General features: G+C 65.3%; 23 protein-coding genes and 1 pseudogene (1 of these 24 running past the window's edge). 14 read left to right on the plus strand and 10 right to left on the minus strand.

Features of this window, described 5'->3' with window-relative positions:
- The 5 genes from ACSVDO_RS14805 to ACSVDO_RS14825 form a co-directional block, all read right to left on the minus strand.
- Positions 1–458, minus strand: partial view of an NAD(P)(+) transhydrogenase (Re/Si-specific) subunit beta gene (locus ACSVDO_RS14805; protein ID WP_332683934.1) — the start only. The gene continues 1030 nt to the left of window position 1, outside the view; the window shows 458 of its 1488 coding nt (coding positions 1–458); its start codon is at positions 456–458; its stop codon lies beyond the left edge, outside the window.
- Positions 455–793 carry an NAD(P) transhydrogenase subunit alpha part 2 gene (locus ACSVDO_RS14810; RefSeq protein ID WP_489593085.1) on the minus strand — a complete coding sequence of 113 codons (339 nt, stop codon included), beginning with the start codon at positions 791–793 and terminating at the stop codon, positions 455–457. The genes ACSVDO_RS14805 and ACSVDO_RS14810 overlap by 4 nt, the downstream gene beginning before the upstream one ends.
- Positions 794–842: 49 nt before the next feature.
- Positions 843–1958 carry a Re/Si-specific NAD(P)(+) transhydrogenase subunit alpha gene (locus tag ACSVDO_RS14815; protein WP_489593087.1) on the minus strand — a complete coding sequence of 372 codons (1116 nt, stop codon included), beginning with the start codon at positions 1956–1958 and terminating at the stop codon, positions 843–845.
- Positions 1959–2146: 188 nt separating this feature from the next.
- Positions 2147–3472: a serine hydrolase domain-containing protein gene (locus tag ACSVDO_RS14820; RefSeq protein WP_489593089.1), complete on the minus strand. Its 1326-nt coding sequence runs from the start codon at positions 3470–3472 to the stop codon at positions 2147–2149.
- 88 nt (positions 3473–3560) lie between these two features.
- Positions 3561–4049, minus strand: coding sequence for a DUF421 domain-containing protein (locus ACSVDO_RS14825; protein WP_332539163.1), 489 nt, complete (start codon positions 4047–4049; stop codon positions 3561–3563).
- 271 nt (positions 4050–4320) lie between these two features.
- Here ACSVDO_RS14825 and ACSVDO_RS14830 point away from each other — a divergent pair, with 271 nt between their 5' ends.
- The 11 genes from ACSVDO_RS14830 to ACSVDO_RS14880 all read left to right on the plus strand — a co-directional run bounded on the left by ACSVDO_RS14830 (position 4321) and on the right by ACSVDO_RS14880 (position 15625).
- Positions 4321–4845 carry a low affinity iron permease family protein gene (locus tag ACSVDO_RS14830; RefSeq protein WP_489593090.1) on the plus strand — a complete coding sequence of 175 codons (525 nt, stop codon included), beginning with the start codon at positions 4321–4323 and terminating at the stop codon, positions 4843–4845.
- Positions 4846–4995: 150 nt separating this feature from the next.
- A complete protein-coding gene (locus ACSVDO_RS14835; protein ID WP_332539165.1) occupies positions 4996–5856 on the plus strand; it encodes an ABC transporter permease subunit in 861 nt (286 codons plus the stop codon).
- A complete protein-coding gene (locus ACSVDO_RS14840; RefSeq protein ID WP_489593092.1) occupies positions 5853–6575 on the plus strand; it encodes an ABC transporter ATP-binding protein in 723 nt (240 codons plus the stop codon). The genes ACSVDO_RS14835 and ACSVDO_RS14840 overlap by 4 nt, the downstream gene beginning before the upstream one ends.
- Before the next feature lie 29 nt (positions 6576–6604).
- Positions 6605–7612 carry an NrtA/SsuA/CpmA family ABC transporter substrate-binding protein gene (locus ACSVDO_RS14845; RefSeq protein WP_489593094.1) on the plus strand — a complete coding sequence of 336 codons (1008 nt, stop codon included), beginning with the start codon at positions 6605–6607 and terminating at the stop codon, positions 7610–7612.
- 20 nt (positions 7613–7632) lie between these two features.
- Complete coding sequence (locus tag ACSVDO_RS14850; RefSeq protein WP_489593096.1) at positions 7633–8625, plus strand: ABC transporter substrate-binding protein; 993 nt, start codon at positions 7633–7635, stop codon at positions 8623–8625.
- Complete coding sequence (locus tag ACSVDO_RS14855) at positions 8622–9515, plus strand: ABC transporter permease subunit (protein WP_489593098.1); 894 nt, start codon at positions 8622–8624, stop codon at positions 9513–9515. The genes ACSVDO_RS14850 and ACSVDO_RS14855 overlap by 4 nt, the downstream gene beginning before the upstream one ends.
- 4 nt (positions 9516–9519) lie before the next feature.
- Complete coding sequence (locus ACSVDO_RS14860) at positions 9520–10266, plus strand: ABC transporter ATP-binding protein (protein WP_332539171.1); 747 nt, start codon at positions 9520–9522, stop codon at positions 10264–10266.
- Positions 10259–11947, plus strand: coding sequence for an FAD-dependent oxidoreductase (locus ACSVDO_RS14865; RefSeq protein ID WP_489593100.1), 1689 nt, complete (start codon positions 10259–10261; stop codon positions 11945–11947). Before ACSVDO_RS14860 ends, ACSVDO_RS14865 begins: the two co-directional genes overlap by 8 nt.
- Positions 11871–12218, plus strand: coding sequence for a ferredoxin family protein (locus tag ACSVDO_RS14870; RefSeq protein WP_332539173.1), 348 nt, complete (start codon positions 11871–11873; stop codon positions 12216–12218). The genes ACSVDO_RS14865 and ACSVDO_RS14870 overlap by 77 nt, the downstream gene beginning before the upstream one ends.
- A 27-nt stretch (positions 12219–12245) precedes the next feature.
- On the plus strand, positions 12246–13328 hold the full coding sequence (locus tag ACSVDO_RS14875; RefSeq protein WP_489593101.1) for an LLM class flavin-dependent oxidoreductase: 1083 nt from the start codon (positions 12246–12248) through the stop codon (positions 13326–13328).
- Positions 13329–13330: 2 nt separating this feature from the next.
- Complete coding sequence (locus tag ACSVDO_RS14880) at positions 13331–15625, plus strand: molybdopterin guanine dinucleotide-containing S/N-oxide reductase (RefSeq protein WP_489593103.1); 2295 nt, start codon at positions 13331–13333, stop codon at positions 15623–15625.
- A 54-nt stretch (positions 15626–15679) separates the two neighbouring features.
- Here ACSVDO_RS14880 and ACSVDO_RS14885 read toward each other — a convergent pair whose 3' ends face one another.
- Entirely contained in the window at positions 15680–16870 is a 1191-nt protein-coding gene (locus tag ACSVDO_RS14885; protein ID WP_489593104.1) for an MbnH family di-heme enzyme, read from the minus strand.
- Positions 16871–16966: 96 nt separating this feature from the next.
- Between ACSVDO_RS14885 and ACSVDO_RS14890 the strand changes: the two genes are divergently transcribed.
- Positions 16967–17917 (plus strand): hypothetical protein, encoded by a 951-nt coding sequence (locus tag ACSVDO_RS14890; RefSeq protein WP_489593106.1) that lies wholly within the window; start codon positions 16967–16969, stop codon positions 17915–17917.
- A gap of 55 nt (positions 17918–17972) precedes the next feature.
- On the opposite strand, the gene ACSVDO_RS14895 is transcribed toward ACSVDO_RS14890, so the two are convergent.
- From ACSVDO_RS14895 to ACSVDO_RS14905, 3 genes and pseudogenes are all read right to left on the minus strand, one after another.
- Positions 17973–18299: a hypothetical protein gene (locus ACSVDO_RS14895; RefSeq protein WP_332684755.1), complete on the minus strand. Its 327-nt coding sequence runs from the start codon at positions 18297–18299 to the stop codon at positions 17973–17975.
- Positions 18300–18392: 93 nt separating this feature from the next.
- Entirely contained in the window at positions 18393–19142 is a 750-nt protein-coding gene (locus ACSVDO_RS14900; protein WP_489593108.1) for an MOSC domain-containing protein, read from the minus strand.
- A gap of 245 nt (positions 19143–19387) precedes the next feature.
- A pseudogene (locus ACSVDO_RS14905) lies at positions 19388–20476 on the minus strand (IS3 family transposase).
- 86 nt (positions 20477–20562) lie between these two features.
- On the opposite strand from ACSVDO_RS14905, the gene ACSVDO_RS14910 reads away from it, so the two are divergent.
- Positions 20563–21806, plus strand: a protein-coding gene (locus tag ACSVDO_RS14910) for an IS3 family transposase (RefSeq protein ID WP_489593109.1) whose coding sequence is annotated in 2 segments (ribosomal slippage) — positions 20563–20914 and positions 20914–21806 — 1245 coding nt in all. Because the reading frame shifts where the segments join, the coding sequence is not laid out codon by codon here.
- 388 nt (positions 21807–22194) lie between these two features.
- Positions 22195–23076 carry an AbiTii domain-containing protein gene (locus ACSVDO_RS14915; protein WP_489593111.1) on the plus strand — a complete coding sequence of 294 codons (882 nt, stop codon included), beginning with the start codon at positions 22195–22197 and terminating at the stop codon, positions 23074–23076.
- A gap of 44 nt (positions 23077–23120) precedes the next feature.
- Here the strand turns inward: ACSVDO_RS14915 and ACSVDO_RS14920 are convergent, their stop codons facing one another.
- Positions 23121–24614, minus strand: a complete 1494-nt coding sequence (locus ACSVDO_RS14920; RefSeq protein ID WP_489593113.1) for an ImmA/IrrE family metallo-endopeptidase — start codon at positions 24612–24614, stop codon at positions 23121–23123.
- Between the last annotated feature and the right edge of the window lie 264 nt (positions 24615–24878).

Raw genomic sequence — 24878 nt, forward strand, 5'->3', positions numbered from 1 at the left:
CGGTTGCCATAGGGAATGGCCGGCACCACCATGCCTTCGAACACCACCGACCCTGCGGGAGTGTTGGCACCGAGCACTGCGGCCACGGGCGCAGCCGTGATACCGAAGGCCCAGGGCTCGGCAACGGCGGCGACGCCAATGAACACTGCGGCCAGGCCGATCATGCTGTGCATGAAGGCCACCAGCTCGGGCATCTTGGTCATTTCCACGCGTTGGGCCATCAGCGTGCCGGCCGTGCCGCCCACCAGCAGACCGAGCAGCACCCAGCCCAGGCCCAGCACCGCGCCGCCGGCCAGCTGCACGATCAAGGCAGCAGTGGTCAGCACGGCAATCAGCATGCCGGTCATGCCGAACACATTGCCGCGAATCGATGTCGTCGGATGCGACAGCCCCTTGAGCGCCTGGATGAAGCAGACGCTGGCCACCAGATACAGCAGCGTGACGAGGTTCATGCTCATTGGGCGCCCCCTTCGTTCTTCTCTGCGCTCGCAGCGGCGGGCTTGCGTTCCTTCTTCTTGAACATCTCCAGCATGCGCCGGGTGACGAGAAAGCCGCCAAACACATTCACGGCGGCCAGGGCCACCGCGAGCACGCCCATGCTCTTGCCCAGCGTGGTTTCGGTCAGCGCGGCAGCCAGCATGGCACCGACGATGACGATGGCGGAGATCGCATTCGTGACCGCCATGAGCGGCGTGTGCAGCGCGGGTGTGACGGTCCAGACCACGTGGTAACCCACATAGATGGCCAGCACAAAGATGATGAGATTGATCAGCGTCGGGGAGACAGCGTCCATGGGACCTCCAGGTCAGCGAAGAGGGTGCAGAAAGGATAAAGAGCGGCGATCAGGCGCTGCGCCGCAGCTGGCCCTGATGCGCCATCAGGCAGGCGGCAACGATGTCGTCCTCGAGGTCGACGCGCAGTCCTTCGGGCGTCAGGATGAGCTTGAGGAAGTCGAGCACGTTACGCGCATACAGCGCCGAGGCATCGGCCGCGACCAGCGCCGGCAGATTGGTCTCGCCTATCAGCAGCACGCCATGCCTGAGCACGGTCTGGTCGGCTTCGGTCAGCGGGCAGTTGCCGCCCTGCGCCGCTGCCAGATCGACAATCACCGAGCCGGGCTTCATCGACTGCACCATTTCCTCGGAGACCAGCACCGGCGCCGCGCGTCCGGGAATCAGCGCGGTGGTGATCACCACGTCGGCCTGGGCAACGCGCTTGGCGACTTCGACTTTCTGGCGCTCCAGCCAGCTCGCGGGCATGGGCCGCGCATAGCCGCCCACACCTTCTGCGGCTTCCTTTTCCTCGGCGGTCTCGTAGGGCACTTCAATGAACTTGGCGCCCAGCGATTCGACCTGCTCCTTGACGCTGGGACGCACGTCCGAGGCTTCGATCACCGCGCCCAGACGCTTGGCCGTGGCAATCGCCTGCAGCCCGGCAACGCCCACGCCCAGCACGACCACGCGCGCGGCCTTGACGGTGCCGGCGGCGGTCATCAACATGGGAAAGAAACGCTGGTAGGCATTGGCCGCGATCATCACCGCCTTGTAGCCCGCGATGTTGGCCTGTGACGACAGCACATCCATGCTCTGCGCGCGCGTGGTGCGCGGCGCGGCTTCCAGCGCATAGGCGGTCACGCCGGCCGCGGCGAGCCGCTGCAGGCCGGGCTGGTCAAACGGATTGAGCATGCCGACGATGGTGCTGCCGGCGCGCAGCCAGGGCACTTCCGCTGCGCTGGGGCCGCGCACCTTGAGCAGCAGGTCGGCCTGCCAGGCGCCGGCGGCATCGCTGATCTCGGCTCCGGCGGCGGCATAGGCTTCGTCGGTCACGCTGGCGGCCAGACCGGCCCCCGACTCGACGCGCAGCAGATGCCCTAGGGCCATGAGTTTCTTGACTGTCTCCGGGGTCACGGCAACGCGGGCTTCACCCGCTACCGTCTCGCTGGGTACACCTATCAGCATCGGTCGTCCTCTCAAGTTGGCTTTTCTCAACGCATCACCTGCCCGATTGCCGGCGTGCGCCTTGTCTTCCATCTTCTTGCGGGAGCAGTGCGAAGTTGCGCCCGGGCCAAAGCCCGCGCCCGAACACTGCGCCGCGCCATCTTACCCGGCAGCACCCGTTGCGCCAGGCCGCAGCTGGCGCGCAGGCGTCAGCGCGGCGTCTTGCCCAGATGCCTTGCCAGCGCGTCAAACGCCGGCAGCGTCGTCGGATCGTTTGCCGAGTTGCTGGCCACGGGGTGCGATGCATAGCGCACGATGACCACCGCCGCCTGCGGGTTCACGTAGATGCGCTGGCCGTGCACGCCGCGCGCCATGAACGCGCCGTCGTCCTGGTGGGTGACCCACCACATGTTGCGATAGCTCCAGCCGGGCAGCAGCGCGTAGCCGGCCTTGGCAAACGCCGCGCGATCCCCGCCGCGGCGGATGTCCTCCACCACGGCCTTGGGAATGATCTGCTGGCCCTGGAAGCGGCCGTTGTTGCGCAGCAGCTCGCCAAAGCGCGCCAGGTCGCGCAGGCCGGTGTTGAGGCCGCCACCGGCAAAAGGCGTGCCCGTGGAATCCACCGTGATGTAGGCGTCCTGCTCCGCGCCCATGCGGCTCCAGATGCGCTCCGACAGCAGCTCGGCGACGTTGCGCCCGGTGGCGCGCGCAATGATCCAGCCCATCACATCGGAGTTCACGGTCTTGTAGGCAAAGGCGGCGCCATGCTCGCCTTGCGGCTTGACGGTCTGCAGGTATTCGTAATAGCTGCGCGGGCCCTGGTAGTCCTTGGGCTTGGGCAGCGGGTTGCCAGCCTGTGAGAACGCCCAGACTTCGGCGTTCGGGTCGGCATAGTCCTCGCTGTACTGCAGCCCGGTGGTCATGTCGAGCACCTGGCGCACGCTGGCATTGCCAAAGGCCGACGACGCCAGTTCGGGCACATAGTCGGCCACGCGCTTGTCGGCGTCGAGCTTGCCCTCGGCGACCAGCATCGCGCCCAGCGTGCCGGTGACGGATTTGGTGACCGACATCGCCGCGTGCTGGCCGCGCTCGTCCAGCGCGCCGAAATAGCGCTCGTAGACGATGCGGCCATGGTGCAGCACCACGATGCCGTCGGTGTAGTTGGCGGCAAGCGATTCGGCCCAGGTCATGGGCGCCTGGCTGCCCAGCGGCACAAAGCGCAGGCCGTCGATGTCCTTGCGCAGCGCGCGCGGCAGCGCCACGGGCGCGCCTGTGCCGCGCGAGATGTTCATCGTGGGCATGAGCTCGCGGAAGTGCGCCACGCTCCAGCGCATTGCCGGAAACTGGAAGTAGCTGCCGTCGTCGAAGCGCAGCTGCTTGTCCGGCGGCGGCGGCGCGCCCACCATCCAGCCTAGCCGTGCCGGATCGCTGGCCGCGGCGTCCAGCGGTTCGGGCTGCGCCGCGCGCACCGGGCTGATCGCGGCCAGCGCCAAAAGGGCGACAGCGGCGGTGATGGAGGGCACTGAATACTGCATGGGGTTTCCTTTGGTGGAACAACGCAGGGAAGGTCGACGGCGAAAGCCGCACCCGCCCCTGCAACCCCTAGTGTTGGCGGCATCTAGCTCATCGGTCAATAGGCGCGCTCGACTCCCCCGAGCGCTGCAGGATGCTGATCTGGCCGTCGGCTTCGAGGAAAGCGAATTTCAGATCCTGGCGATCGCAGTCGGCCTCGCGCAGGGAACGCTCCAGATCGCACAGCGGCACATGGTGCTTCTTGAGCACGTCCTCGAAGATCACGCCATCGCGCCCTATCAGCACCGGCCGCCCCTCGACCCACTGCTGCACGCGCGCGCTGCGCGCCGAGATCGCGGCCACCAGAACGTTGAGCGCAATCAGCGTTGCCGCGGACAGCAGGCCGCCGCCCACCGAGGTTTCGTTGCCCGCAAGGCCGCTGGACACCGACTCGCTCAGCAGCATCACGACCAGCAGATCGAACGGCGTGAACTGGCCCACCGTGCGCCGCCCTGAAAGCCGCACCAGAACCAGCAGCGCAAGGTACACCACGCTGGCGCGCAGCGGCAGCTCCCACCACGGGCCTTCCAACTGAAACATAGGCATCTCCGGCAAATGAAGAAAGAAAAAAGTCGCACGCAAAAGACGCTTCGCTGCCAACCCAGCCACTGTGGTCAACTGCGCGTGGCGGCGATGTAGGACTTAGGCCTCCCCGCAGTAGGCAGACTTCCTGACCTGATGGCCAGGGGACCGGCTTCAAAATGGGCGCTCGCCTCCTAGAGAGACAGCGCGGTGCTGCGCATCGCCCATCGCTGCCCGCCTGCACCGCAGGGCCGGGGCCGCATATCCCATGACGCAAGGAAGAGGCCTTATGCCGGAACAAAAACTCGACACCCCTGACGGTACCGACGCCCTGGGCTCCATGCCGTCGACCAACAGCCCCTCGTACGCGACCCACTCCGGCCTGCAGACCGCTTTTGACCATTTCGCCTCGCGCGTCACGCGCTGGGCCGGCTCGCCCACCATGTTCTGCCTGGCGCTGGGCGTGGTGCTGGTCTGGGCGCTGATGGGGCCCGCATTCAACTACTCCGAGAACTGGCAGTTGGTCATCAACACGCTGACCACCATCGTGACCTTCCTGATGGTGTTTCTGATCCAGCAAAGCCAGAACAAGGACAGCGTGGCCGTGCACCTCAAGCTCAACGAATTGCTGGCTGCCAACCGCCACGCCAGCAATCGCATGATAGGCATCGAAGATCTCGACGAACGGGATCTGCGCGAAGTCGCCGACTTCTACACCCGCCTGGCCGACCGCGCAAAACAGGTGGGCAGCGACCGACGGGCCTATTCGATAGACGACGAAGGAATGCCCGAGCGGCTGGACCGAACAAGCTAGCGCCAGGCAAGCCGCGGCGCGCGCCTGCGGCCAGCGCACCAGGGGCGCGCCCCTAAAACATGTATTTTTTCTATATTAGAACGATTTAATTATTTCGATTTCGGATGACTTGACTCTAGTCTGCAGGCTCTTGCCCATCGGAAAGAGTCCATGTCTTCCTTGCCGTTCTCTCCTGCAGTTCCTGCGGGTGCCGCCGCCCATCATGCAGAGCGCGCCCGGCCGTCGCCACGGCGGCTGAGTGCCGCAGCGCTGCTCGCCATCTCGTGGCTGGCGCCCGCCCTGCTGGTGCTCATTTGGGAACTCGCGGCGCGCGCCGGCCAGGTTTCGCCCCAGGTGCTGCCCGCGCCCAGCAAGATCGCGGCCACGGCCTGGGACCTGATACAGCAGGGCCGGCTGATCAGCGACCTGTTCACCAGCCTGCTGCGCGCCGCCACCGGCTTCGTGATTGGCGGGAGCCTAGGCTTTGCGCTGGGCACGGCCGTGGGCTTTTCCCGGCTCGCCGAAGCCCTGCTGGACCGCAGCATACAGATGGTGCGCGCCGTCCCCTTTCTGGCGGTGCTGCCGCTGGTGATCGTCTGGTTCGGCGTGGACGAAGGCGGCAAGATCTTCCTGGTGTCGCTGGGCGTGATGTTTCCGATCTACATCAACACGGTGCTGGGAATCCGCCAGGTCGATCCCAAGCTGCTGGAGCTGGGCAAGGTGACCGGCCTGAGCAATGGCCAGCTGATACGCCGCATCGTGCTGCCGGGCGCTCTGCCCTCCATCCTGGCAGGGGTGCGCTATGCGCTGGCCGTGGCCTGGCTGGCGCTGGTCGTGGCCGAAACCATTGCCACCAGTTCGGGCATAGGCTTCCTGGCAATGGACGCGCGCGAGTTCCTGCGCACCGACGTGATCGTGCTGACCATACTGATCTATGCGGGGATAGGGGTGCTGTCCGATGCCGTGGCGCGCCTGCTCGAGCGCCGGCTGCTGGCCTGGCATGCCAACTACGCCGCGGGAGGCCGCCGATGAACAGCGCCGACATTGCCGTCGATGTGCACGGCCTGCGCCGGCGCTACGGCGAGCGCACCGTGATCGATGGCCTGGACCTGCGCATCCGCCGCGGCGAGTTTGTCGTGCTGCTGGGCGAAAGCGGCTGCGGCAAGACCACGCTGCTGCGCGCCCTGGCCGGGCTGGACGCGGTGGACGGCGGCCGCATCGACGGCCCGCGCCAGCCGGCCGTGGTGTTCCAGGAGCACCGTCTGCTGCCCTGGGACACGCTGTGGCGCAACGTGGCGCTGGGCCTCGATGACGCCACGGGCCGGCCGCTGGCCGAAGCCGCGCTGGCGGAAGTCGGCCTGGGCGACCGGCTTGACGACTGGCCGCGCAATCTCTCCGGCGGCCAGGCCCAGCGCGTGGCGCTGGCCCGGGCGCTGGTGCGCGAGCCGCGCCTGCTGCTGCTTGACGAACCCTTTGCCGCGCTGGACGCGCTCACGCGCATACGCATGCAGGGGCTGGTCAAGCAACTGGTCGCGCGCCACCGGCCCGGCGTGCTGCTCGTGACCCATGACGTGGACGAAGCCGTGGCGCTGGGCGACCGGGTGCTGGTGATGCGCGCCGGCGCCATCGCCAGCGAGTACGCGGTGCCGCCACAGGCCAACACGCACCGCGCCCACCCCGATGCCGTGGCCCTGCGCGAACGCCTGCTGGGCGAGCTGGGCGTGGCCTCAGACGCGCTGGCCTGCGCCTGAATTTCCTGTTCCCTTCCACCTGGACCACCATGCCACGCAACGCTTCTTTTTCCTCATCCCGCCGCAGCCTGGTACAGGCCGCCCTGATCGGCGCCGGCGCCGCTGCCGTACTGCCCGTCCATGCCCAGAGCGCCAGGCGCAAGCCCGGCCGCAACACCGACACCGTGCGCCTGGGCTGGGGCCGCGGCGGCCTGCCGCTGCTGGCCAAGGTGCGCGGCGATTTCGCGAAACAGCTGGCGCGCGACGGCATCAAGGTCGAATGGATTGGCCCGTTTCCCAACCATGCGCCTTCGCTGCAGGCCGTCACCGGCGGCAGCGCCGACTTTGGTTTTGGCGGCAGCACCACGCCCGCGCTGGCCGCGATGCTTGCGGGCTCGCCGCTGGTGTTCACCCAGTTCGCCGTGGTCGAGCCGCGCAGCACGGCCATCATTGCCAAGGACGGCTCGGGCATAGACAAGGTCAGCGATCTGATCGGCAAGTCGGTTGCGGTCAATCGCTCGGGCCTGGGCGAATTCCTGCTGGTGGCGGCGCTGGAAAAGCACGGCATAGACCGCAGCAAGGTGAAGTTCGTCTACCTCAATCCGCCCGATGCCGGCCCGGCGTTCGCCCAGGGAAAGATCGATGCCTGGTCGATGTGGAGCCCGGCCGTCGACATCGCACGCGCCGAATACAAGGCGCATGACGTGTTCTTCGAAGGGCGTGATCTCGACTTTCTGATCGACTTCAACTCCTTTGTCACCACGCGCCGCTTCTCCGAAGAGAACGCCGAGATCGTGCGCGCGGTCAACGCTGCCTACGCCGCCGAAGCCCAATGGGCCGGAGCCCATGCGCTCGAGGCCGAGACCCTGGCGCAAAAGGAAGCCGGCTACAGCGACGCGGTGCGCGACCAGCAGGCCAGCTACCAGCGCCGCTGGGAGATCCACGGCGTGCAGGACACCGCTTTCCTGCAGAAATTCCAGAAGGCCGCCGACTGGCTTTCGGACCGCAAGATCCTGCCGCAAAAAGTCGCGGTCAAAGACCACCTCGCGCGCCTGTGACTCTGAACCTGGAGACTTCCATGAACGACTGCAATCCCTCCCGCCGCCACCTCCTGCATGCCGGCGCGGCTTTGGCCGCGACGGCAGCGCTGCCGCTGACTTCGCTGGCCCAGGCCACGCCCGATCTGCGCAAGGTCACGCTGCGCGTCGGCGACCAGACCGGCGCCTCGCAAGGCCTGCTGCGCGCGGCCGGCCTGCTGGACGGCCTGCCCTACAGGATCGAATGGTCCAACTACGCGGCCGCTGTCAATCTGCACGAGGCGCTCAAGGCCGACGCCACCGACATCGGCAGCGCCAACGACTCGCCTACCGTCAGCGCGATTGCGGGCGGATCGCGCATATTGGCGGTAGCGAGCTGGACCAACGGCGGCAAGGGTACCTCGCTGCTGGTGCGCAAGAACAGCGACATCAAATCGGTGGCTGATCTGCGCGGCAAGACCATTTCGCCGACGACGCGCGGCAGCGTGGCGCATTTCACGACCGTGGGGGTGCTCAAGGAAGCCGGCATTGCGCTCGATGAGGTCAAGCTGGCATTCCTGTCGCCCACCGACGCCAGCGCGGCCTTTGGCGCGGGCAGCATCGATGCCTGGGCGATCTGGGGCATCTTTCGCGCGCGCACCGTGGGCGCGCTGGGCGCGCGCGTGCTGCACGACGGCGTGGGCATCAACAGCGGGCAATCGGTGCTCAGCGCCACGCGCAGCGCGGTCGCCGATCCGGGAAAGCGCGCGGCCATTGCGCACTATGCCCAGCTGACCGACAAGGCCTACGCCTGGGCGCGCGCCAACCCCGAAGCCTACATCGCCTGGTATGCGGCCTTCAGCAAGCAGGACAAGTCGGTGGTGGCTTCGCTGCATGAAGAAAACTCGGCCTATCGGCGCGTGCCCGTTGACGACACCTTTGTCGCGCGGCTGCAGCGCACCCACGCGGTCTGGCTGGACACCGGCGTGCTGCGCGGCCCCATAGACTTCAATCAATACGTCTACCGCGATCTGCCGATCGCCAGCGTGGCATGACTTCGCTGGAACTGAGCCTGCCGCGCGCGGCCACGGTGCACGATCACGCGGTCGCGCCGCTGCCAAGGCCCATACCGGCCGGCGGCATCGAACTGCAGCGCATCGCTCCGAGTTCCACGCTGCGCCGCGGCGTGCCGCGCATCGTGCGCCGCGCCACCGGGCCGGTGCTGCTGGTCGCGCTCTGGTATGCGCTGTCGGTGAGCGGAATGCTGCCTTCGGAAGTGCTGGCCGGGCCGCAGACCGTGCTGTCTTCGGCCGCCGCGCTGTGGGCATCGGGCGAGCTGCCCGATGCCATCCTGATCTCGCTGCAGCGCACGCTGCTGGGCCTGGCGATAGGTGGCAGCGCAGGCATCGTGCTGGCCGTGCTGTCGGGCCTCACGCGGCTGGGCGAGGACCTGATCGACTCGGTGCTGCAGATGCTGCGCACCGTGCCCAATGTGGCGCTGATTCCGCTGCTGATCATCTGGTTCGGCATTGGCGAGGAACCCAAGGTCGCGCTGATCGCGCTGGCCACGGCGTTTCCGCTGTACCTCAATGTGTATGCGGGCATTCGCAACGTGGACCAGGCGCTGGTCGAGGCCGGCCGCACCCTGAACCTGTCGCCCACGGCCATGGTGATCCATGTGGTGCTGCCCGGCGCGCTGCCCAATGCGCTGGTGGGCCTGCGCTATGCGCTGGCGGTGTCGTGGCTGGCACTGGTGTTCGGCGAGCAGATCAATGCGACGGCCGGAGTGGGCTATCTGATGAGCACGGCGCGCGAGATGTTCCAGACCGATGTGATTGTCGTCTGCCTGGTGGTCTATGCGCTGCTGGGCCTGGTGGTCGATCTGGTGGTGCGCGCGCTCGAGCGTTTGCTGCTGGCCTGGCGGCCGGCGTTCAGCGGAGGCTGAAGGCATGGGCAACTCCACCCCCGCCGTGCGCGTGCGCGGCCTGACGCGGCGCTTTGGCGAACGCGCCGTGATCGACAACCTGGACCTGGACCTGCACGCCGGCGAGTTCGTCGCCCTCATAGGCCGCTCGGGCTGCGGCAAGAGCACGCTGCTGCGCATCCTGGCCGACCTGGACCACGACATCGCGGGCAGCGTCGAAGTCCCGCTCAGGCGCGCCGTCGCATTCCAGGCGCCGCGCCTCATGCCGTGGAAGCGCGTATGGCGCAATGTGGCGCTGGCCCTGCCCGGCCGGCCCGATCGGCAGCGCGCGCTGGCCGCGCTGGAGGAAGTGGGCCTGAGCCACCGCGCCGATGTCTGGCCCAAGGTGCTGTCGGGCGGAGAAGCCCAGCGCGCCTCGCTGGCCCGGGCGCTGGTGCGCGAGCCCGACCTGATGCTGCTGGACGAGCCGTTTGGCGCGCTGGACGCGCTGACCCGCGCCAAGGCGCAGGAGCTGGTCAAGGAGCTGTGGCAGCGCCACCGCTGCGCCATCCTGCTCGTGACCCACGATGTCGAGGAAGCCCTGCTGCTGGCCGACCGGGTGCTGGTGATGGACGAAGGCGTGATTCGCCATGAACTGCGGGTCGAACTGCCGCATCCGCGCGCCGTCGAGCATACGGACTTCAACGCCATGCGCGGCCAGCTGCTGGCCTGGCTGGGCGTGCGGCCCGCGCCCGCGGCCACGGCAGACATTGCCGAGGCCGTGCATGCCTGAAGACCGCATCGCGCTGCAGACCGACGTGCTGGTGATAGGCGGCGGCATGGCCGGAGCCTGGGCGGCCATTGCGGCCGCGCGCGCCGGCGCGGCCGTGATCCTGGTGGACAAGGGCTACTGCGGCACCAGCGGCGTCACGGCAACCGCCGGCCCGGGCCACTGGTGGGTCGCGCCCGATGCCAGGCCGCAGGCGATTGCCGCGCGCAGTCTCGCTGCCGCGGGTCTGGGCGATGCACAGTGGATGGCGGCGGTGATCGATCTCACCTGGCGCGTTCTGCCCACGCTCGCCAGCCACTATGACTTTCCACGCGACGAAGCCGGCGCGCTGCAATACCGCGGCCTGCGCGGCCCCGAATACCTGGCCGCGCTGCGCCGCCTGGCGCTGGATCTCGGCGTGCGCGTGCTCGACCACTGGCCAGCGCTGGAACTGCTGCGCGCCAGCGACGGCGCGATCGCGGGCGCGCGCGGCCTGCAGCGCCAGCGCGGCAACGCGCCCTGGCAGATTCGCGCCGGCGCGGTGGTGCTGGCCACGGGCGGCACCAGCTTCCGCTCCCACCTGCTGGGCGCGCACAACAACACCGGCGACGGCTACCTGATGGGTGCCGAAGCCGGCGCCACGCTGTCGGGCATGGAGTTCACGGCCGCCTACACCGTCGCGCCGCTGCGCTCCAACATGACGCGCACCATGCCGTACGCCTATGCGAGCTACACCGATGCCGGCGGCCGGGCGTTGGACATTCCCGCGGGCCCCGACAACAGCCGCGCGCTGGCGCGGGCGCTGCTGCAGGGACCGGTGTTCTGCCGCTTCGACCGCATGCCCGAACAGGTGCGGCAATGGCTGCCCACGATCTCGCCCAATGTGATGCTGCCGTTCGACCGCTGGGGCATCGACCCCTGGCGCGATCGCTTTGAAGTCACGCTGCACACCGACGGCACGATACGCGGCACGGGCGGACTGCGCGTGACCGGTGCCGACTGCGGCGTCGGCGTGCCGGGCCTGTATGCGGCGGGCGACGCCGCGACGCGCGAACTCGTGACCGGCGCCATCTCGGGCGGCGGCGCGCAGAACTCGGCCTGGGCGCTGTCGTCGGCGCACTGGGCGGCGCGCGCGGCCGCGGATTTCGCGCTGCGGCGCGGCCCCTCGGCCTCGGCGCTGCAGCCGCTGGGCCAGGCCGGGCTGCGGCCCGCAAAGAACGCGCGCGCTGTCGATGCCCGCCAGGCCATTGCCACCGTGCAGGCGCAGATGCATCCCTACGAGCGCAATCTGTTCCGTACCGGCGCCGTGCTGCGCGCCAGCGCGCAGGCGCTGGAGTCGGCCTGGACCGAGCTGCGCGACCACGGCCATGCAGCCAGCGATGCGCTGCGCCTGCGCGAAGCCGCGGCGCTCACGGCCAGCGCACGCTGGTCGGTTGCCGCCGCGCTGCAGCGCCAGGAAAGCCGCGGCATGCACCAGCGCGAAGACCTGCCGGCCAGCGATGCGCGGCAGGCACGCCGCCTGCAGGTCGGCGGCCTGGAACGCGCATGGGTGAGCCCCGACATGCAGACCCCTGCGGCCCCTCCCACGACACAGGACCAGCCACTGGCCAGCCACTGGCCAGCCACCCATGATCGAACTTGTTCTTGCCGATGCCTGCACCGCCTGCGGCACTTGCATCACCGCCTGCCCGGCCAATGTCTTTGACGCCGGCGCCGACGGCCGCCCGCACATTGCCCGCCAGGATGACTGCCAGACCTGCTACATGTGCGAGCTGTACTGCGGCGCCGACGCGCTGTTTGTCGCTCCCGACTGCACGGGCCCCACGCCGCTGGATGCCGAACAGGTGCGCGCCGCGGGCCTGCTCGGCCAGTTCCGGCGCGACTCGGGCTGGGGCGAATTCGCCGCCAGCCACCCCAACCAGCACTGGCGCATGGACCAGGTATTTCGCATGGCGCGCGATGCGTGCGCCCCCTGACTTTCTTCCAACCCGGAGACCTCCAGCATGTCCCTTGAATTCATTGGCTACATCGGCACCCAGCTCAGCTCGGAAATCATCGATGCCCCGCGCTCCGGCCTGGACCTGGCGCATGTCGAGCACACCGCGCGCATCCACGAGGACGGCGGCTTCGACCGCGCGCTGATTGCCTTTCATTCCACCTCGCCCGAGAGCATCCTGGTCGCCCAGCATGCCGCTTCGGTGACCCGGCGCCTGGGCTTCATGGTCGCCCACCGGCCCGGCTTCACCCAGCCCACGCTGGCCGCGCGCCAGCTCGCGACACTGGACATCGTCACGCGCGGGCGCTGCGCGGTGCACATCATCACCGGCGGCAACGAATTCGAGATGCGCCAGGACGGCAGCTTCATCGACAAGGAGGAGCGCTACGCGCGCAGCGACGAGTACCTGGAGATCGTGCGCAAGGCCTGGACCAGCGAGCAGCCGTTCGATCACCATGGCCGCTTCTACCGCTACGAGAAGGCGTTCTCCGATGTGCGCTCGCCGCAGAAGCCGCATCTGCCGGTGTACTTCGGCGGTTCGTCCGACGCCGCCATCGAGGTCGCGGGCAAGCATGCCGACGTCTATGCGCTCTGGGGCGAAACCCATGAACAGGTGCGCGAGACCGTGGCCCGCGTGCGCGCCGCCGCCGCGCGCCACGGCCGCAGCGTGCGCTTCAGCCTTTCGCTGCGCCCCATTCTCGCCAGCACCGAGGCCGCGGCCTGGGCGCGCGCCGAGACCATATTGGAGCAGGCACGCGAGATTGCCGCACGCAAGGGAAAGCTCGACAAGCCCGCGCCCGGCAACGTGGGCTCGCAGCGCCTGCTTGACGCCGCGGCCCGGGGCGCGCGCCTTGACAAGCGCCTGTGGACCGGCATTGCCGGCCTGCTCGGCGCCCAGGGCAATTCGACCGCGCTGGTCGGCACGCCCGAACAGGTGGCCGATGCGCTGCTCGACTACCGCGACCTGGGCATCAGCACTTTCCTGATCCGCGGCTTCGATCCCGTCGAGGACGCCATCGGCTATGGCCGTGACCTGCTGCCGCTGGTACGCGCCCAGGCGCTGACCCGGCCCGAGCCCGTGGCCGCCTGAACATGGCGTACACCTCGACCCACTGGGGCAACTACCGGCCTGTAGTCCGCGACGGCAGGCTCACCGGCATGGAGCCCGCGCCCTGGGACACCGATCCTTCGCCCATAGGCCAGTCGATTCCCGGCGCCATCGACTCCCCCACGCGCGTGCGCCGGCCCGCGGTGCGCCGCGGTTTTCTGCACCCGGCCACGCGCCACGACAGCGGCGCGCAGCGCGGGCGCGAAGCCTTTGTCGAAGTGCCCTGGGACGAGGCGCTCGATCTGGTGGCGGCCGAACTGCGGCGGGTGCGCGACGCGCATGGCAATGGCGCGATCTTCGGCGGCAGCTACGGCTGGTCCAGCGCCGGGCGCTTTCACCACGCGCAAAGCCAGCTGCACCGCTTTCTCAACGGCTTCGGCGGATATGTCTACAGCAAGGACAGCTACAGCCTGGGCGCGGGCCGGGTGCTGCTGCCGCACATCGTCGACGCCATGGACAACCTGCTGCAGCAGCACACGTCCTGGGAGGTACTGGAGCAGCGCTGCGAACTGTTCGTCTCGTTTGGCGGCCTGCCCGCGCGCAACACCCAGGTCAGCCCCGGCGGTGCCAGCGCACACGGCGTGCGCCCGGCGCTGCGGCGCATGGCCGCGGCCGGCCGCACGCGCTTCGTCAACATCAGCCCGGTGCGCGATGACATGGCAGAAGTGCCCCAGGCCCAATGGCTGGCGGTGCGCCCCGGCACCGACGTGGCGCTGATGCTGGGCCTGGCCCATGTACTCCTAGCGGAGAACCTGCACGACCGCGCCTTTCTTGCCAGCCATACCACGGGCTTCGAGCAGGTGCGCGATTACATCCTGGGCCACGCCGACGGCCAGCCCAAGACGCCGCGCTGGGCGGCCGAGCGTTGCGGCATCGCGGCCGAAGACATCGTCTCGCTGGCGCGCCGCATGGCCGCTCAGCGCACGCTGATCAACGTCGTCTACTCGCTGCAGCGCGCGCGCCACGGCGAACAGACCTTCTGGATGGCCGTGACCCTTGCCGCGCTGCTGGGCCAGATCGGCCTGCCCGGCGGCGGCTTCGGCCTGGGCTACGGCTGCATGAACTACATCGGCAGCGGCCAGACCAGTTTCTCGGGCGCGCGCCTGCCGCAGGGACACAACGCCGTGGCGCAGTTCATTCCCGTGGCGCGCATTGCCGACATGCTGCTGCAGCCCGGCGCGCCCTTCGAGTACAACGGCGGCCAGCACCGCTATCCCGATGTGCGCCTGGTGTACTGGGCCGGCGGCAACGTGTTTCACCACCACCAGGACCTGAACCGCACGATTGATGCCTGGCAGCGGCCCGAAACCATCATCACCCACGAGCAGTACTGGACAGCCCAGGCGCGGCACTCCGACATCGTGCTGCCCGCAACGACTGCGCTCGAACGCGACGACATCGGCAGCGCCAGCAACGAGCGCTTCATGGTGGCGATGCAGGCGGCCATAGCGCCCGTGGGCGAAGCGCGCGATGACTACGCCATCTTCACGGCGCTGGCCCAGCGACTGGACTTCGCCCAGGCCTATACCGAAGGCCGCGACACCGGCCAGTGGCTGCGCCATTTGTATGAGAGTTCGCGCCCGCGCGCGCAGGCGCAAGGCATTGCCCTGCCCGCTTTCGACGACTTCTGGCAGGCCGGCCACTTCGACCTGCCCGCGCCGCAGCGCCCGGTGGTGCTGCTCGAGCGCTTTCGCGCCGATCCCATTGCCCACCCGCTGCCCACGCCTTCGGGCCGCATCGAACTCTACAGCGAGACCATTGCCGGCTTCGGCTATGACGACTGCCCCGGCCATGCGACCTGGTTCGCGCCGGAGATGGACAGCAACAGCCCCATCCACCTGCTGTCGGTCCAGCCCGCGACACGGCTGCACAGCCAGTACGACCATGGCGCCGTCAGCCGCGCCTCCAAGATCGCCGGCCGCGAGCCCATCACGCTCAACCGCGCCGACGCCGCCGCGCGCGGCATTGCCGATGGCGACGTAGTGCGGGTGTTCAATCGGCGCGGCGCGTTTCTTGCCGGCGCACGGCTGAGCGACGGCATTCTTTCGGGCGTGGCCCAGATCGCCACCGGTGCCTGGTACGACCCGCTGGATGCGCATACGCCCCACAGCCTCGACAAGCATGGCAATGCCAATGTGGTCACGCCCGACATAGGCAGCTCGCGCCTGGGCCAGGGCTGCGCGGCGCAGACCACAAGCGTGCAGATAGAGCGCTGGGAAGCACGCTTGCCGCCGATCACGGCTTTCGATCCGCCGCCCTTTGCGCCGGCGACGGCGTGAACGGCGTGCGCGCCCGGCCGCAAGGGCTTGGGCAGCCGTTGCCGGCCCGCTGTGTCATGGGCCGGGTGCCGAGAACGACGCGTTGTTCACGAACCCGCTGTCGGTCAGCGTGCGCAGAAACGCCACCAGATCGGCCTTGTCGGCATCGGAAAGCGTGATCTGCGAGATGCGCGCGTCCTTGTAGGGGTTGAGCCGGCCGTCGCCCGCATACAGCCCGTTGCCCACCTCGCGCCCGCCGGCCGCATAGAAGTCGAGCAGCGCCTCGAGCGTGGCCATGCTGCCGTCGTGCATGTAGGGTGCGGTGAGTTCTATGTTGCGCAGGCTGGCGGCGCGGAACCTGCCCATGTCCTGCGCCAGCTGCGTGATCTCGAAGACGCCGCGGTTGGGCTCTGGATAGGCACCCATACCGCCCATGTTGAACAGTCCCGTGTTGTGAAACCGCGGATCGCGCTGTACGCTGGCAGCCGTGCTGAACTGGTCGTTGAAGTTGGGACTGCCATGGCATTGCAGGCACTTGGCCTGGTCGCTGAAGAACAGCTTCTGGCCGCGCATTTCCTGCGCCGTCAGCGTGATCTTGCCGGCCACGGACTGGTCGTAGCGGCTGTCGGCGGAAATCAGCGTGCGCTCGAACGCCGCGATGGCCTTGATGATGTTGTCCCAGTTGATGGGATCGGCCTCGTCGGCGAAGACGGCCTTGAAACCCTTCACATAGCTTGCATCGGCCTGAAAGCGCGCCAGCACTTCCAGGCGATTGCCCTCGTTCACGCCCAGCTCGACCGGGTTGGTGCCGAAGATAGGCGTGCGCATCTGCTGCTCGAGCGTGCGCTCGTTCGGGTTGGCCCAGTTGAGCGTGGTGCTGAAGGCCACGTTGGCCAGCGGCTGCGCATTGCGCGGATGGACCTCGCCGGTGGCGCCGCGCGAAAGCGCGCGGTTGTCGGTGAACGCGCTGGCCTGCGCATGACAGCTGGCGCACGACTGCGTGCCATTGCCGGAGATGCGCGGGTCATGGAACAGCGCGCGGCCCAGTTCCACCTTGGCCTGGCTCATGGGGTTGTCGGCGGGAACCACCGGCGCGGAAAAGCCGGCGGGCAGATTCCATTGCCAGGCTTGGGCCACGGGCGGCGTCTGCGGCGGGTTGCTGGAAGCGTCGGACGAGGAGCCACCGCCGCAGGCCGCCAGCAGTGCGCAGGCGGACCAGAGCGCCGCCGCGGCCATTGATTTCTTCTTCTGGATAGTGGGTCTCATACAGGGGATCGGGGGTGGTTCCGGCATAGCGCTATTCATTTATATAATAGCGCTTTCCTCCCCTGCGACAGCCCAGCAAAAGTCAGAGAGAAGCACATGCATATGAATTTCGGCACCGGCTCCCATCGAATCGCCAGCGGCCTGCGCCGCCTGTTTGTGCTGGGCGCGGCCAGCGCGTTGCTGGCGCTTTCGCTTTCGGCCTGCGGTGGCAGCGATGACGACATCGATCGCGGCCCGACGACCATCAGCCTCAATGCCAAGCTCAACGGCGTGTACTGGGACCCTGACGAATCGCGCCTGTATGCCACGGACGACAGCGCCAACAACATCCGTTCATGGGATGGCGACAAGAACTTCCCGGTGTTCGCGGCACTCACGCCCGCCCCCACCAGCGGCGCGACGCTGGGCCAGCTCACGCGCACGACAGACGGCACGTTCTACACCACGCGCTTCGGCTTCGGCACGGACGGCGCGGTGATCGCCGTGGCCAAGGACGGCAAGGCCGTCAACCTGTCGGGCACCGACGCGCTGCGCCGGCGCATAGGCATCACCACCACGCCGGATGGCGGTCTGATTGACGGCTGGTTCATCAAGGGCGCCAGCGGCGCGGTGAGCGAACTGAGCGTGAGCGGCGACAAGGCTGTCGAGCGCGAAATCATCACCGGCCTGGGCAAGCCCGTGGGGCTGGCTGTGGCGGGCGACCAATTGTTCGTGAACGATCAGAACACCGGCAGCATCCTGTCGTACTCGCTCAGCCAGGTGCGCAAGCAGCCTGCGACGCTGGCCCAGGGCAAGCTGCTGGCCACGTTCACCACGCTGGACGGCATCGATCTGATGACCGCCGCACCCGATGGCAGCCTGTTCTTCGGCGGCAGCGGCGGCCGGCTGTTCCGCATCGACGCCAAGGGCGAAACCAGCGTGCTGGCGAGCGGCTGGCCGAAGATGATGGGCGTCTCCTACGACGCAGCGAACCGTCGCCTGTTCGTGGCGGTCGCGGCCGCGGATGCGAGCAGCCAGGCCAGCGTGCGCATCCTGCCCGTCAACTGAACCACGACAAACGCAAGCCACCTCCGGGTGGCTTTTTGTTGCGCGTGCGTGCCGTTCAAGGCCGCGGCATCTGCGCGCAAGCCTGCTGCTGCTGCGCTGGGGGCATGCTCTTCCACTTCTGCGTGAACTCGGTCTTGTAGGTAGCGTACATGCGGTCGTACTCCGCTGGCGCGACCGCCATGTCCTTGATGGCCGCGGCACGCTGCTGAATGCGGCCGGCCTCGACATTCGCGGCACTCTTGTGGCCACAGGCCAGCGCCATCTCATTGAGGCTCGCAGCCATGCGGATGACGCCGCTGTTCACCGCGTCGGCTGCATTGTCACGCGCCACTGCGCTGGTTGCCATGGCGGCAGCAAGGGCCAGCCAGATTGCTTCTTTCATCGTTGCTCCTGTGGACGGATCGGTAGTACGACAGCCCGCGTTACTAAACTTTGCACAGCGAACTGCCCCTGCATTTTCACGGCGAGCCACAAGCTACACGCTGACGCCGGCATCGAACAGCCCGGCGCCGGACCAGGGAAGTGCCGCGCCCATGCCCGCACCACTTCCTACCCGGCGCGCCATGTCCGCAGGCAGGCGCGCCAGCACGCGCGGAAATGCCCGGCAGTAAGCTGTGTGAACACCGGCCATCTGCGCGAGCTGGCGATGGCTGAGCCAGAAGCCCTCGGGCACGGCACGCGCCACATGCAGCACACGCTGCTGCCAATCGTCGCTGAACAGGGGCGCGGCGGCGCGCCTCACGCCAATCACGTCGCCCTGGCGCAGCTCGCCGCCACGCAGCACGCGCGCCAGAATCCCGCGGTCGGCGCCAATCGTTCTGAGCGTGCCAGGGCAGCGCCGTTCCAGCAGGTTGCAGGGCTCGCAGACAAAGGTGATCCAGAGCACGACCTCGCTGCCGATGCGCAGCAGATCACCTGAAGCGAGTTGGCTCGTGGAGAAATCAACCCGCAGATTCTCTCTGAGCGCCGCGCAAGGCAGGCCCCAGCGTTGATACGCGGGACTTCCCGCGAGCAGCAACTGCCTCGGCGATAGCGGCGACGCATGCCGGTCTCCCGCAAGCCCGAAATCCGCAATCGCCTGGACCGTTGTCACCGGCCGCGGTGCGGGCTCCTTGCCTGCGCGGATGTACAGGGAATCCAAGCTGCCGAGCGCCTGCCAGGCCTCCAGGCTACCGGGAGTCCCAGCAGATAGGGTGCTGACCGGGGATATGTCGTTGGCGCGCATGGCTGCAAGCTCCTGGATACCAAGCGCTGTCGTACGGACAGCGTGGTTTGAGCGGCCATTGTTCCTTATCCCAGCGAAAGGTGGCGACATCGGCACGTTTTTGCCAGAGGGACCGAAGATCCGCGGCAAAGGAAAAAGCCCCAAGCGATTGCTCACTTGGGGCTTTAAGTCCTGGCGGAAACGGAGGGATTCGAACCCTTCGACGTCCCCCCATTTTCAGTAGCGCTTGGCTTTGGAGTCCGGGGTTAATTTAACTGGTTTTGGATCAGCCTCTGGGCATAGGCCGCTGGGGTCAATCCGCCAAGTACCTTCTTGGGACGCTCCTCGTTGTATTCCCGGCGCCAGGCTTCTACGATCACCCGGGCGTGCGCCAGGCTGGTGAACCAATGCTCGTTCAGGCATTCATCGCGGAACCTTCCGTTGAATGATTCGATGTAGGCGTTCTGGTTGGGCTTGCCTGGTTCGATCAGGAACAGTTGCACACCCCGTGCATGCGCCCAACTCACCATCGCGTGGCCGCAGAACTCCTAGCCGTTGTCGGTTCTGATCGCCTTGGGCAGCCCCCGCGTACTGGCCAACTGCTCCAAGATACGCACCAGTTGGTTGCCACTCAGTGCACGCTCCGGCACGATGGCTACCGCCTCGTGCGTAGCGTCATCAATCACGGTCAAGTTCTTGATACTGCGCCCTTCGGCCGTGCGGTCGAACACGAAGTCCATGGACCACACCTGGTTGGCCGCAGTCGGGCGCTCCAACGGGTGCCGCTCGGCCAGCGGGATTTTTTTGCGCTTGCGCTTTTTCACTTGCAAGCCCGCCTGGGCATAAAGGCGATCGACCCGCTTGTGGTTGATCACCTCGCCGGCCTGGCGCAGCTTCAGATAGATCATGCCCGCGCCGTAACGTCGATGACGTTGCGCCAAGGCGATGATCTTCTCCCTGAGGACGCAGTTGCGATCCGTCACTGGCTGATAGCGGTAGGCGCTGGGGCTCATGCCAACGACGCGCAGTGCTCGTCGTTCGCTTAGCCCTTGGCCGTTCATGTGGCGCACCAGCTCCCGCCTTGCGGATGCGCTCACCACTTTTTTCGCAAGGCCTCTTTCGTGACCTCGTTCTCCAACATGGCGTCGGCCAGCAGGCGCTTGAGCCGAGCATTCTCGGTTTCCAGCTCCTTGAGTCGTTTGGCGTCCGAGACCTATGCCGCCAAACTTGCTGCGCCACAGGTAGTAGCTGGCTTCCGAGAAGCCATGTCTGCGGCACAACTCTGCCACCGGTAGCCCTGATTCAGCTTCCCTCAGGAAGCCAATGATCTGCTCTTCGCTAAATCGCTTTTTCACGTCCAATCTCCTGTCGTTTGGATTGGACTGGAACGGCCCCCTGAATCTCAGGACACAGTCACCCACCTAAGATAAGAGGTAGGCATATGACTGTATTTATGACCAACATGAAGTCTGAGAGTGCATCGGAAGTGGTTGGGCCAGAGCGGCGCAGGCGCTGGTCTCTGCAAGACAAGCTGCAGATGGTCCGCGAAAGCTATGAGCCAGGTAACTCTGTTTCCATGGTTGCCCGGCGCCACGAAGTGAACCCGAATCAGCTGTTCCAGTGGCGAAAGCTGCACCAGGCCGGAGCCCTGTCGGCCGTGTCCGCAGGCGAGGCAGTGGTTCCTGCATCGGAGCTTGCGAAGGCGCTCCAGGAGATCAAGGCCTTGCAGCGAGTGCTGGGCAAGAAGACCCTCGAGAACGAGATCTTGAAGGAAGCGGTGGAGTACGGCCGAGCAAAAAATTGGATTGCGCGCTCGCCCTTGTTGCCGGAGGACGACCGTTGAAGCCGGTCTGCGAAGTCCTCGGCGTAGCGCGCTCGGGAGCAACGGCACGACGGGCTCGGCCTGCAGATTGGCGTGATGGCCGCTCGGCACGTCGCACGAACGATGAAGAATTGGTCGGCGAGCTGCGCGAGGCAGTTGCTCATCTGCCGAGCTACGGCTACCGACGTGCCTGGGGCGTACTGCGTCGTCAGCGCGAAGCGCGCCAAGCCCCAGCGATCAACCTGAAGCGAGTCCACCGAGTTATGCGTACGCATGGCTTGCTCTTGGCAAGCAAGCCAGTGCAGCCACGTCCGCAGCGCCGCCATGAAGGCCGCGTGGCCGTCGATTCAAGCAACCGGCGGTGGTGCTCTGATGGCTTTGAGTTCAGGTGCGATAACGGCGAGCCGGTGCGCGCTACGTTCGCGCTGGACTGCTGTGACCGCGAAGCGATGAGTTGGGTCGCGACCACCGCAGCGCAAACAGGCGCCATCGTGCGCGACGTCATGCTGGCAGCCGTGGAGCACCGGTTCGGGCAATCACTGCCCAAGAGTCCCATCGAGTGGTTGACCGATAACGGAGCGCCTTACGTCGCCCGGCACACGCGGGCCTTTGCGCAGGACATCGGCCTGCAGCCCCTGACCACACCGGTATGCTCGCCGCAAAGCAACGGAATGGCGGAATCGTTTGTGAAGACCATGAAGCGCGATTACATCGCCTTCATGCCCAAACCAGATGCGCGCACGGCCATTGCAAACCTGGGGCTCGCCTTCGAGCATTACAACGAACACCATCCCCACAGTGCCTTGAAACACCGCTCGCCTCGCGAGTTCAGGCAGTTGAGAAGTTCCCGAAACCAAGGGTGACTTGGTGTCCTGAGATACGGGTGGCAGTCCATGGACTCCACGTGCATCTACTACTCAAATCTTGGGGGGGGGGGGGGGGGCGTCGCCTTAACAGAGCATATTCTAGCATGTTTGAGGAATGGCTCTCCTCTGAAGAGGCTGGCTAAAGCATGCTGGAATTGGTTCAATTTGGGGCAGATTTAGGGATAGAACAACAATCCATCACTCATTCCCCACCAGCAGTTCAAAACCGCTTCAGATCCAACGTCATCCGGGCTACGCTAATTAAGCGCGGGAGCTTGCCTCTAACTGATTACACAGGATAATTGAATATCTGCAACGGGTGCAACAAAGGACAACATCAGCGCATCGTTTGATCCGCCCATGCAGGCAACACTTAAGAGCGAAGATGACTGCACTTGTGCCTGAGCTAGTAGATATGGCAAGCACTCCAGCCGTATCCACCGCTGACCTGCTGCGCCGCGCCCTTGTCGTGGCGCGCCGCCTCGCCGTGCCTGAAATTGTGGATTGGATCAATTCCGAGCTAAACGGCTACACGGGGAAGGTGCCTGACTACCGGCAGCTACGCGGGCAACTGAAGGTGATTAATCCGATCAATGGACCTATCCCGTTGACGATGCCTTCAGCCGCTGCGACCGAACGATTCAACCGAGCAGAGATCAGGCAAGGTGTACCGGAACTGGTTGAGTTGGCGAAAAGCACCACAGGCCTCTATGCAAGCTTTACTCCCCAGATCGAGCACGATTTAATGAAATGTATGGCAATGCCCATGCGCCCTGTCATCAGTCTATCAACAGTGCAGATGCACGGCATTCTGGAAAAGGTTCGAAGCCGCGTCCTTAACTGGGCACTTGACCTTGAAGGGCGCCAAATTATTGGTGAAGGCATGTCCTTCACTCCACAGGAGAAGCAGGCTGTACTGCAACAACACTACCACTTCGGCGACGTCTCGGGATCACAGATCCAGATTGGTTCCAACGGGTCAGCCCAGATGCAGGCCAATACCACTGGCACTGATATTGAAGCACTGCAAGGACTGATTCAGGGATTAGGAGAAGCGCTTGAACATGCCCAAGGGGATACAGCTGACGAACTGCGTGCAGAACTGGCGACGCTCAAGGCCCAGGCTACATCGCCAAAACCAAAGTGGGAGATCATCAAGTCCACGGCACGAAGCATCAAAACGGTAGCAGAAGGGGCTTCAGGTAGCCTTCTTGCAGGACTCGCACAGCCGTACCTAGCTACGCTAATGACTCTGGCAGCCAGGTAAGTAACCACCATCACTTTTACTCACGAAAAACAAACGACGCACATTTACGCCACATCCGATTTTACTCTCAGTTGTTCGCGCTCAGATTCGTCTATCAGACCTAAATTATGAAGATGCTCTACGAATGCTGAGTGACCAAGCTGCAATACTTGGGCTGCTTCTTTAGTTCTTTTTTTACCGTACTCTTGAAATACCTCTCGAGTGGCGGCACGAGAAGCCAAGAACATGATAGCAAAGGCATTCGCGCGCTTCTCTGTGCGAGGCGCGGTCCATGGACCGCTCACGTGAGATAGCCTTTTTGCTCTTGTCCGGTCAAACAATATATGACAAAGCTCATGCGCTAGCGTGAACTTACGCCCCAAAGAGGTTTTATTGAATACATTCGATGTATTTACCAGAATAGCAGGAGAAAAACCTGGTCCCGCTACAGCCACCCCACGTACTGAATCTGTCTCGAGCTTCACCTCCTCGACCGTTATTCCTAATTGTTTAGCGATTAAATGCATATTAACATCACGCTCTCCAAACGGAATTCCAAGCTCCTCTCGAACTTCTTCGGCAAGATAGTAGCCATCTTCATAAGGAGAAAGCACATTTACCCAACCGCGATCTTCAACGAGATTACTCAGACTCTCTCCCTCCACACCGTTCTGAAATTTCGCCAAAAACTCTATCAGCCTTACCGCATCCTTTTTCCCGATACTTGGACTGAGCCCACCAAACATAAGCACCGCTGGATCTAACTTAGCAATAGCAGGGAGACCCGCAACACGGACACTCGGATTTTGCAAATCGACCGTATTTCTAGCAAAATCTAGCAACTCTTGAACTTTATCACTTAGATATCCTAGCTCCAGACTTTTTATTGGAGTTCGTTTCAATTTATCGAAGCGAATCTTCATGCCTTCTATGGCCTTGCAATCCATTTTAGTAATGGCTGGCGCAGTCTTAAGAGCCCACTCCAGGAAGGACCAGAGAGGCCCTGCAACCGCAGCAACGTCGAACAATGCGTATCCGGGAGGGGATGTTAATGTGAAACCTTCTGGCGCGTGTACAGGCTGCCTGCCGGCCCAGGAAATTTCAATATCATCGCCCAAGCGACGAAAGCATACATCCGGAAACAATGCACTTGAGTCAGCAGCACGTAAGGCGTGCCGCATCCACCAACCTTGTACTGAGCGATATTGCTCTTGCTCTATCTCATCAGGTGAGGCGATGCTCCGTCCCTGTGCCGTGAAGACTGCCCAAGCCGCTGGCGCACCACTCATCTCCGGCCAAGCATAAGCTTCCTCATGGAGCATCGGTGTCCACTGAGCCAACAGCCAGTCAACCAAAGGTGCCAAATACCAAGCAATGTAAGGGTGATCAGAGCAGTTATGACGGCGCGCAGTCAGCACCTGATGGCCTACGGTAATTCGCAGATCGCCCGTCGACCATCCTCCGTCCTGCGGCAGCCTCTCCCTAGGTTCTATGTCTGGCGTCCACCGCGCAGCAATTTCGAACAGTGCGGGATTGCCGAAATGTATAAAGTTGTTCATCGTGCCCCTGTCTGGAGTGCCCAACGCAAATTGTCCTGATCTTGCCGTAAATATTTTGTAATCTGTCGGCGAGTTATCTGGCCGTCTTTTACCCACATCTGAACAATCTCTGACGGTACCGCTTCCCAAGGCACAGGGTAGCCATGCCAAGTCCCGTCACCGGTGGGTTTAGCCTCAAAGGCGATTCCCTCAGCTGTCGCGAAACGTTTTCGTCCGTCTGCGTGAGGGATGGCACTCTCGAAAAGTTGGTGTGCCCGCGTTGCC

The sequence above is a fragment of the Comamonas sp. DB36 genome (assembly GCF_057914905.1).

Bases quoted from the DNA above. Each gene is read 5' to 3' on its own strand.
- ACSVDO_RS14865 (WP_489593100.1), top strand. From the start codon at position 10,259: ATGCCTGAAGACCGCATCGCGCTGCAGACCGACGTGCTGGTGATAGGC.
- ACSVDO_RS14880 (WP_489593103.1), top strand. From the start codon at position 13,331: ATGGCGTACACCTCGACCCACTGGGGCAACTACCGGCCTGTAGTCCGC.
- ACSVDO_RS14840 (WP_489593092.1), top strand. From the start codon at position 5,853: ATGAACAGCGCCGACATTGCCGTCGATGTGCACGGCCTGCGCCGGCGC.
- ACSVDO_RS14895 (WP_332684755.1), bottom strand. From the start codon at position 18,299: ATGAAAGAAGCAATCTGGCTGGCCCTTGCTGCCGCCATGGCAACCAGC.
- ACSVDO_RS14870 (WP_332539173.1), top strand. From the start codon at position 11,871: ATGATCGAACTTGTTCTTGCCGATGCCTGCACCGCCTGCGGCACTTGC.
- ACSVDO_RS14830 (WP_489593090.1), top strand. From the start codon at position 4,321: ATGCCGGAACAAAAACTCGACACCCCTGACGGTACCGACGCCCTGGGC.
- ACSVDO_RS14810 (WP_489593085.1), bottom strand. From the start codon at position 793: ATGGACGCTGTCTCCCCGACGCTGATCAATCTCATCATCTTTGTGCTG.
- ACSVDO_RS14890 (WP_489593106.1), top strand. From the start codon at position 16,967: ATGCATATGAATTTCGGCACCGGCTCCCATCGAATCGCCAGCGGCCTG.
- ACSVDO_RS14845 (WP_489593094.1), top strand. From the start codon at position 6,605: ATGCCACGCAACGCTTCTTTTTCCTCATCCCGCCGCAGCCTGGTACAG.
- ACSVDO_RS14885 (WP_489593104.1), bottom strand. From the start codon at position 16,870: ATGAGACCCACTATCCAGAAGAAGAAATCAATGGCCGCGGCGGCGCTC.
- ACSVDO_RS14815 (WP_489593087.1), bottom strand. From the start codon at position 1,958: ATGCTGATAGGTGTACCCAGCGAGACGGTAGCGGGTGAAGCCCGCGTT.
- ACSVDO_RS14820 (WP_489593089.1), bottom strand. From the start codon at position 3,472: ATGCAGTATTCAGTGCCCTCCATCACCGCCGCTGTCGCCCTTTTGGCG.
- ACSVDO_RS14835 (WP_332539165.1), top strand. From the start codon at position 4,996: ATGTCTTCCTTGCCGTTCTCTCCTGCAGTTCCTGCGGGTGCCGCCGCC.
- ACSVDO_RS14900 (WP_489593108.1), bottom strand. From the start codon at position 19,142: ATGCGCGCCAACGACATATCCCCGGTCAGCACCCTATCTGCTGGGACT.
- ACSVDO_RS14875 (WP_489593101.1), top strand. From the start codon at position 12,246: ATGTCCCTTGAATTCATTGGCTACATCGGCACCCAGCTCAGCTCGGAA.
- ACSVDO_RS14860 (WP_332539171.1), top strand. From the start codon at position 9,520: ATGGGCAACTCCACCCCCGCCGTGCGCGTGCGCGGCCTGACGCGGCGC.
- ACSVDO_RS14915 (WP_489593111.1), top strand. From the start codon at position 22,195: ATGACTGCACTTGTGCCTGAGCTAGTAGATATGGCAAGCACTCCAGCC.
- ACSVDO_RS14920 (WP_489593113.1), bottom strand. From the start codon at position 24,614: ATGAACAACTTTATACATTTCGGCAATCCCGCACTGTTCGAAATTGCT.
- ACSVDO_RS14825 (WP_332539163.1), bottom strand. From the start codon at position 4,049: ATGTTTCAGTTGGAAGGCCCGTGGTGGGAGCTGCCGCTGCGCGCCAGC.
- ACSVDO_RS14855 (WP_489593098.1), top strand. From the start codon at position 8,622: ATGACTTCGCTGGAACTGAGCCTGCCGCGCGCGGCCACGGTGCACGAT.
- ACSVDO_RS14850 (WP_489593096.1), top strand. From the start codon at position 7,633: ATGAACGACTGCAATCCCTCCCGCCGCCACCTCCTGCATGCCGGCGCG.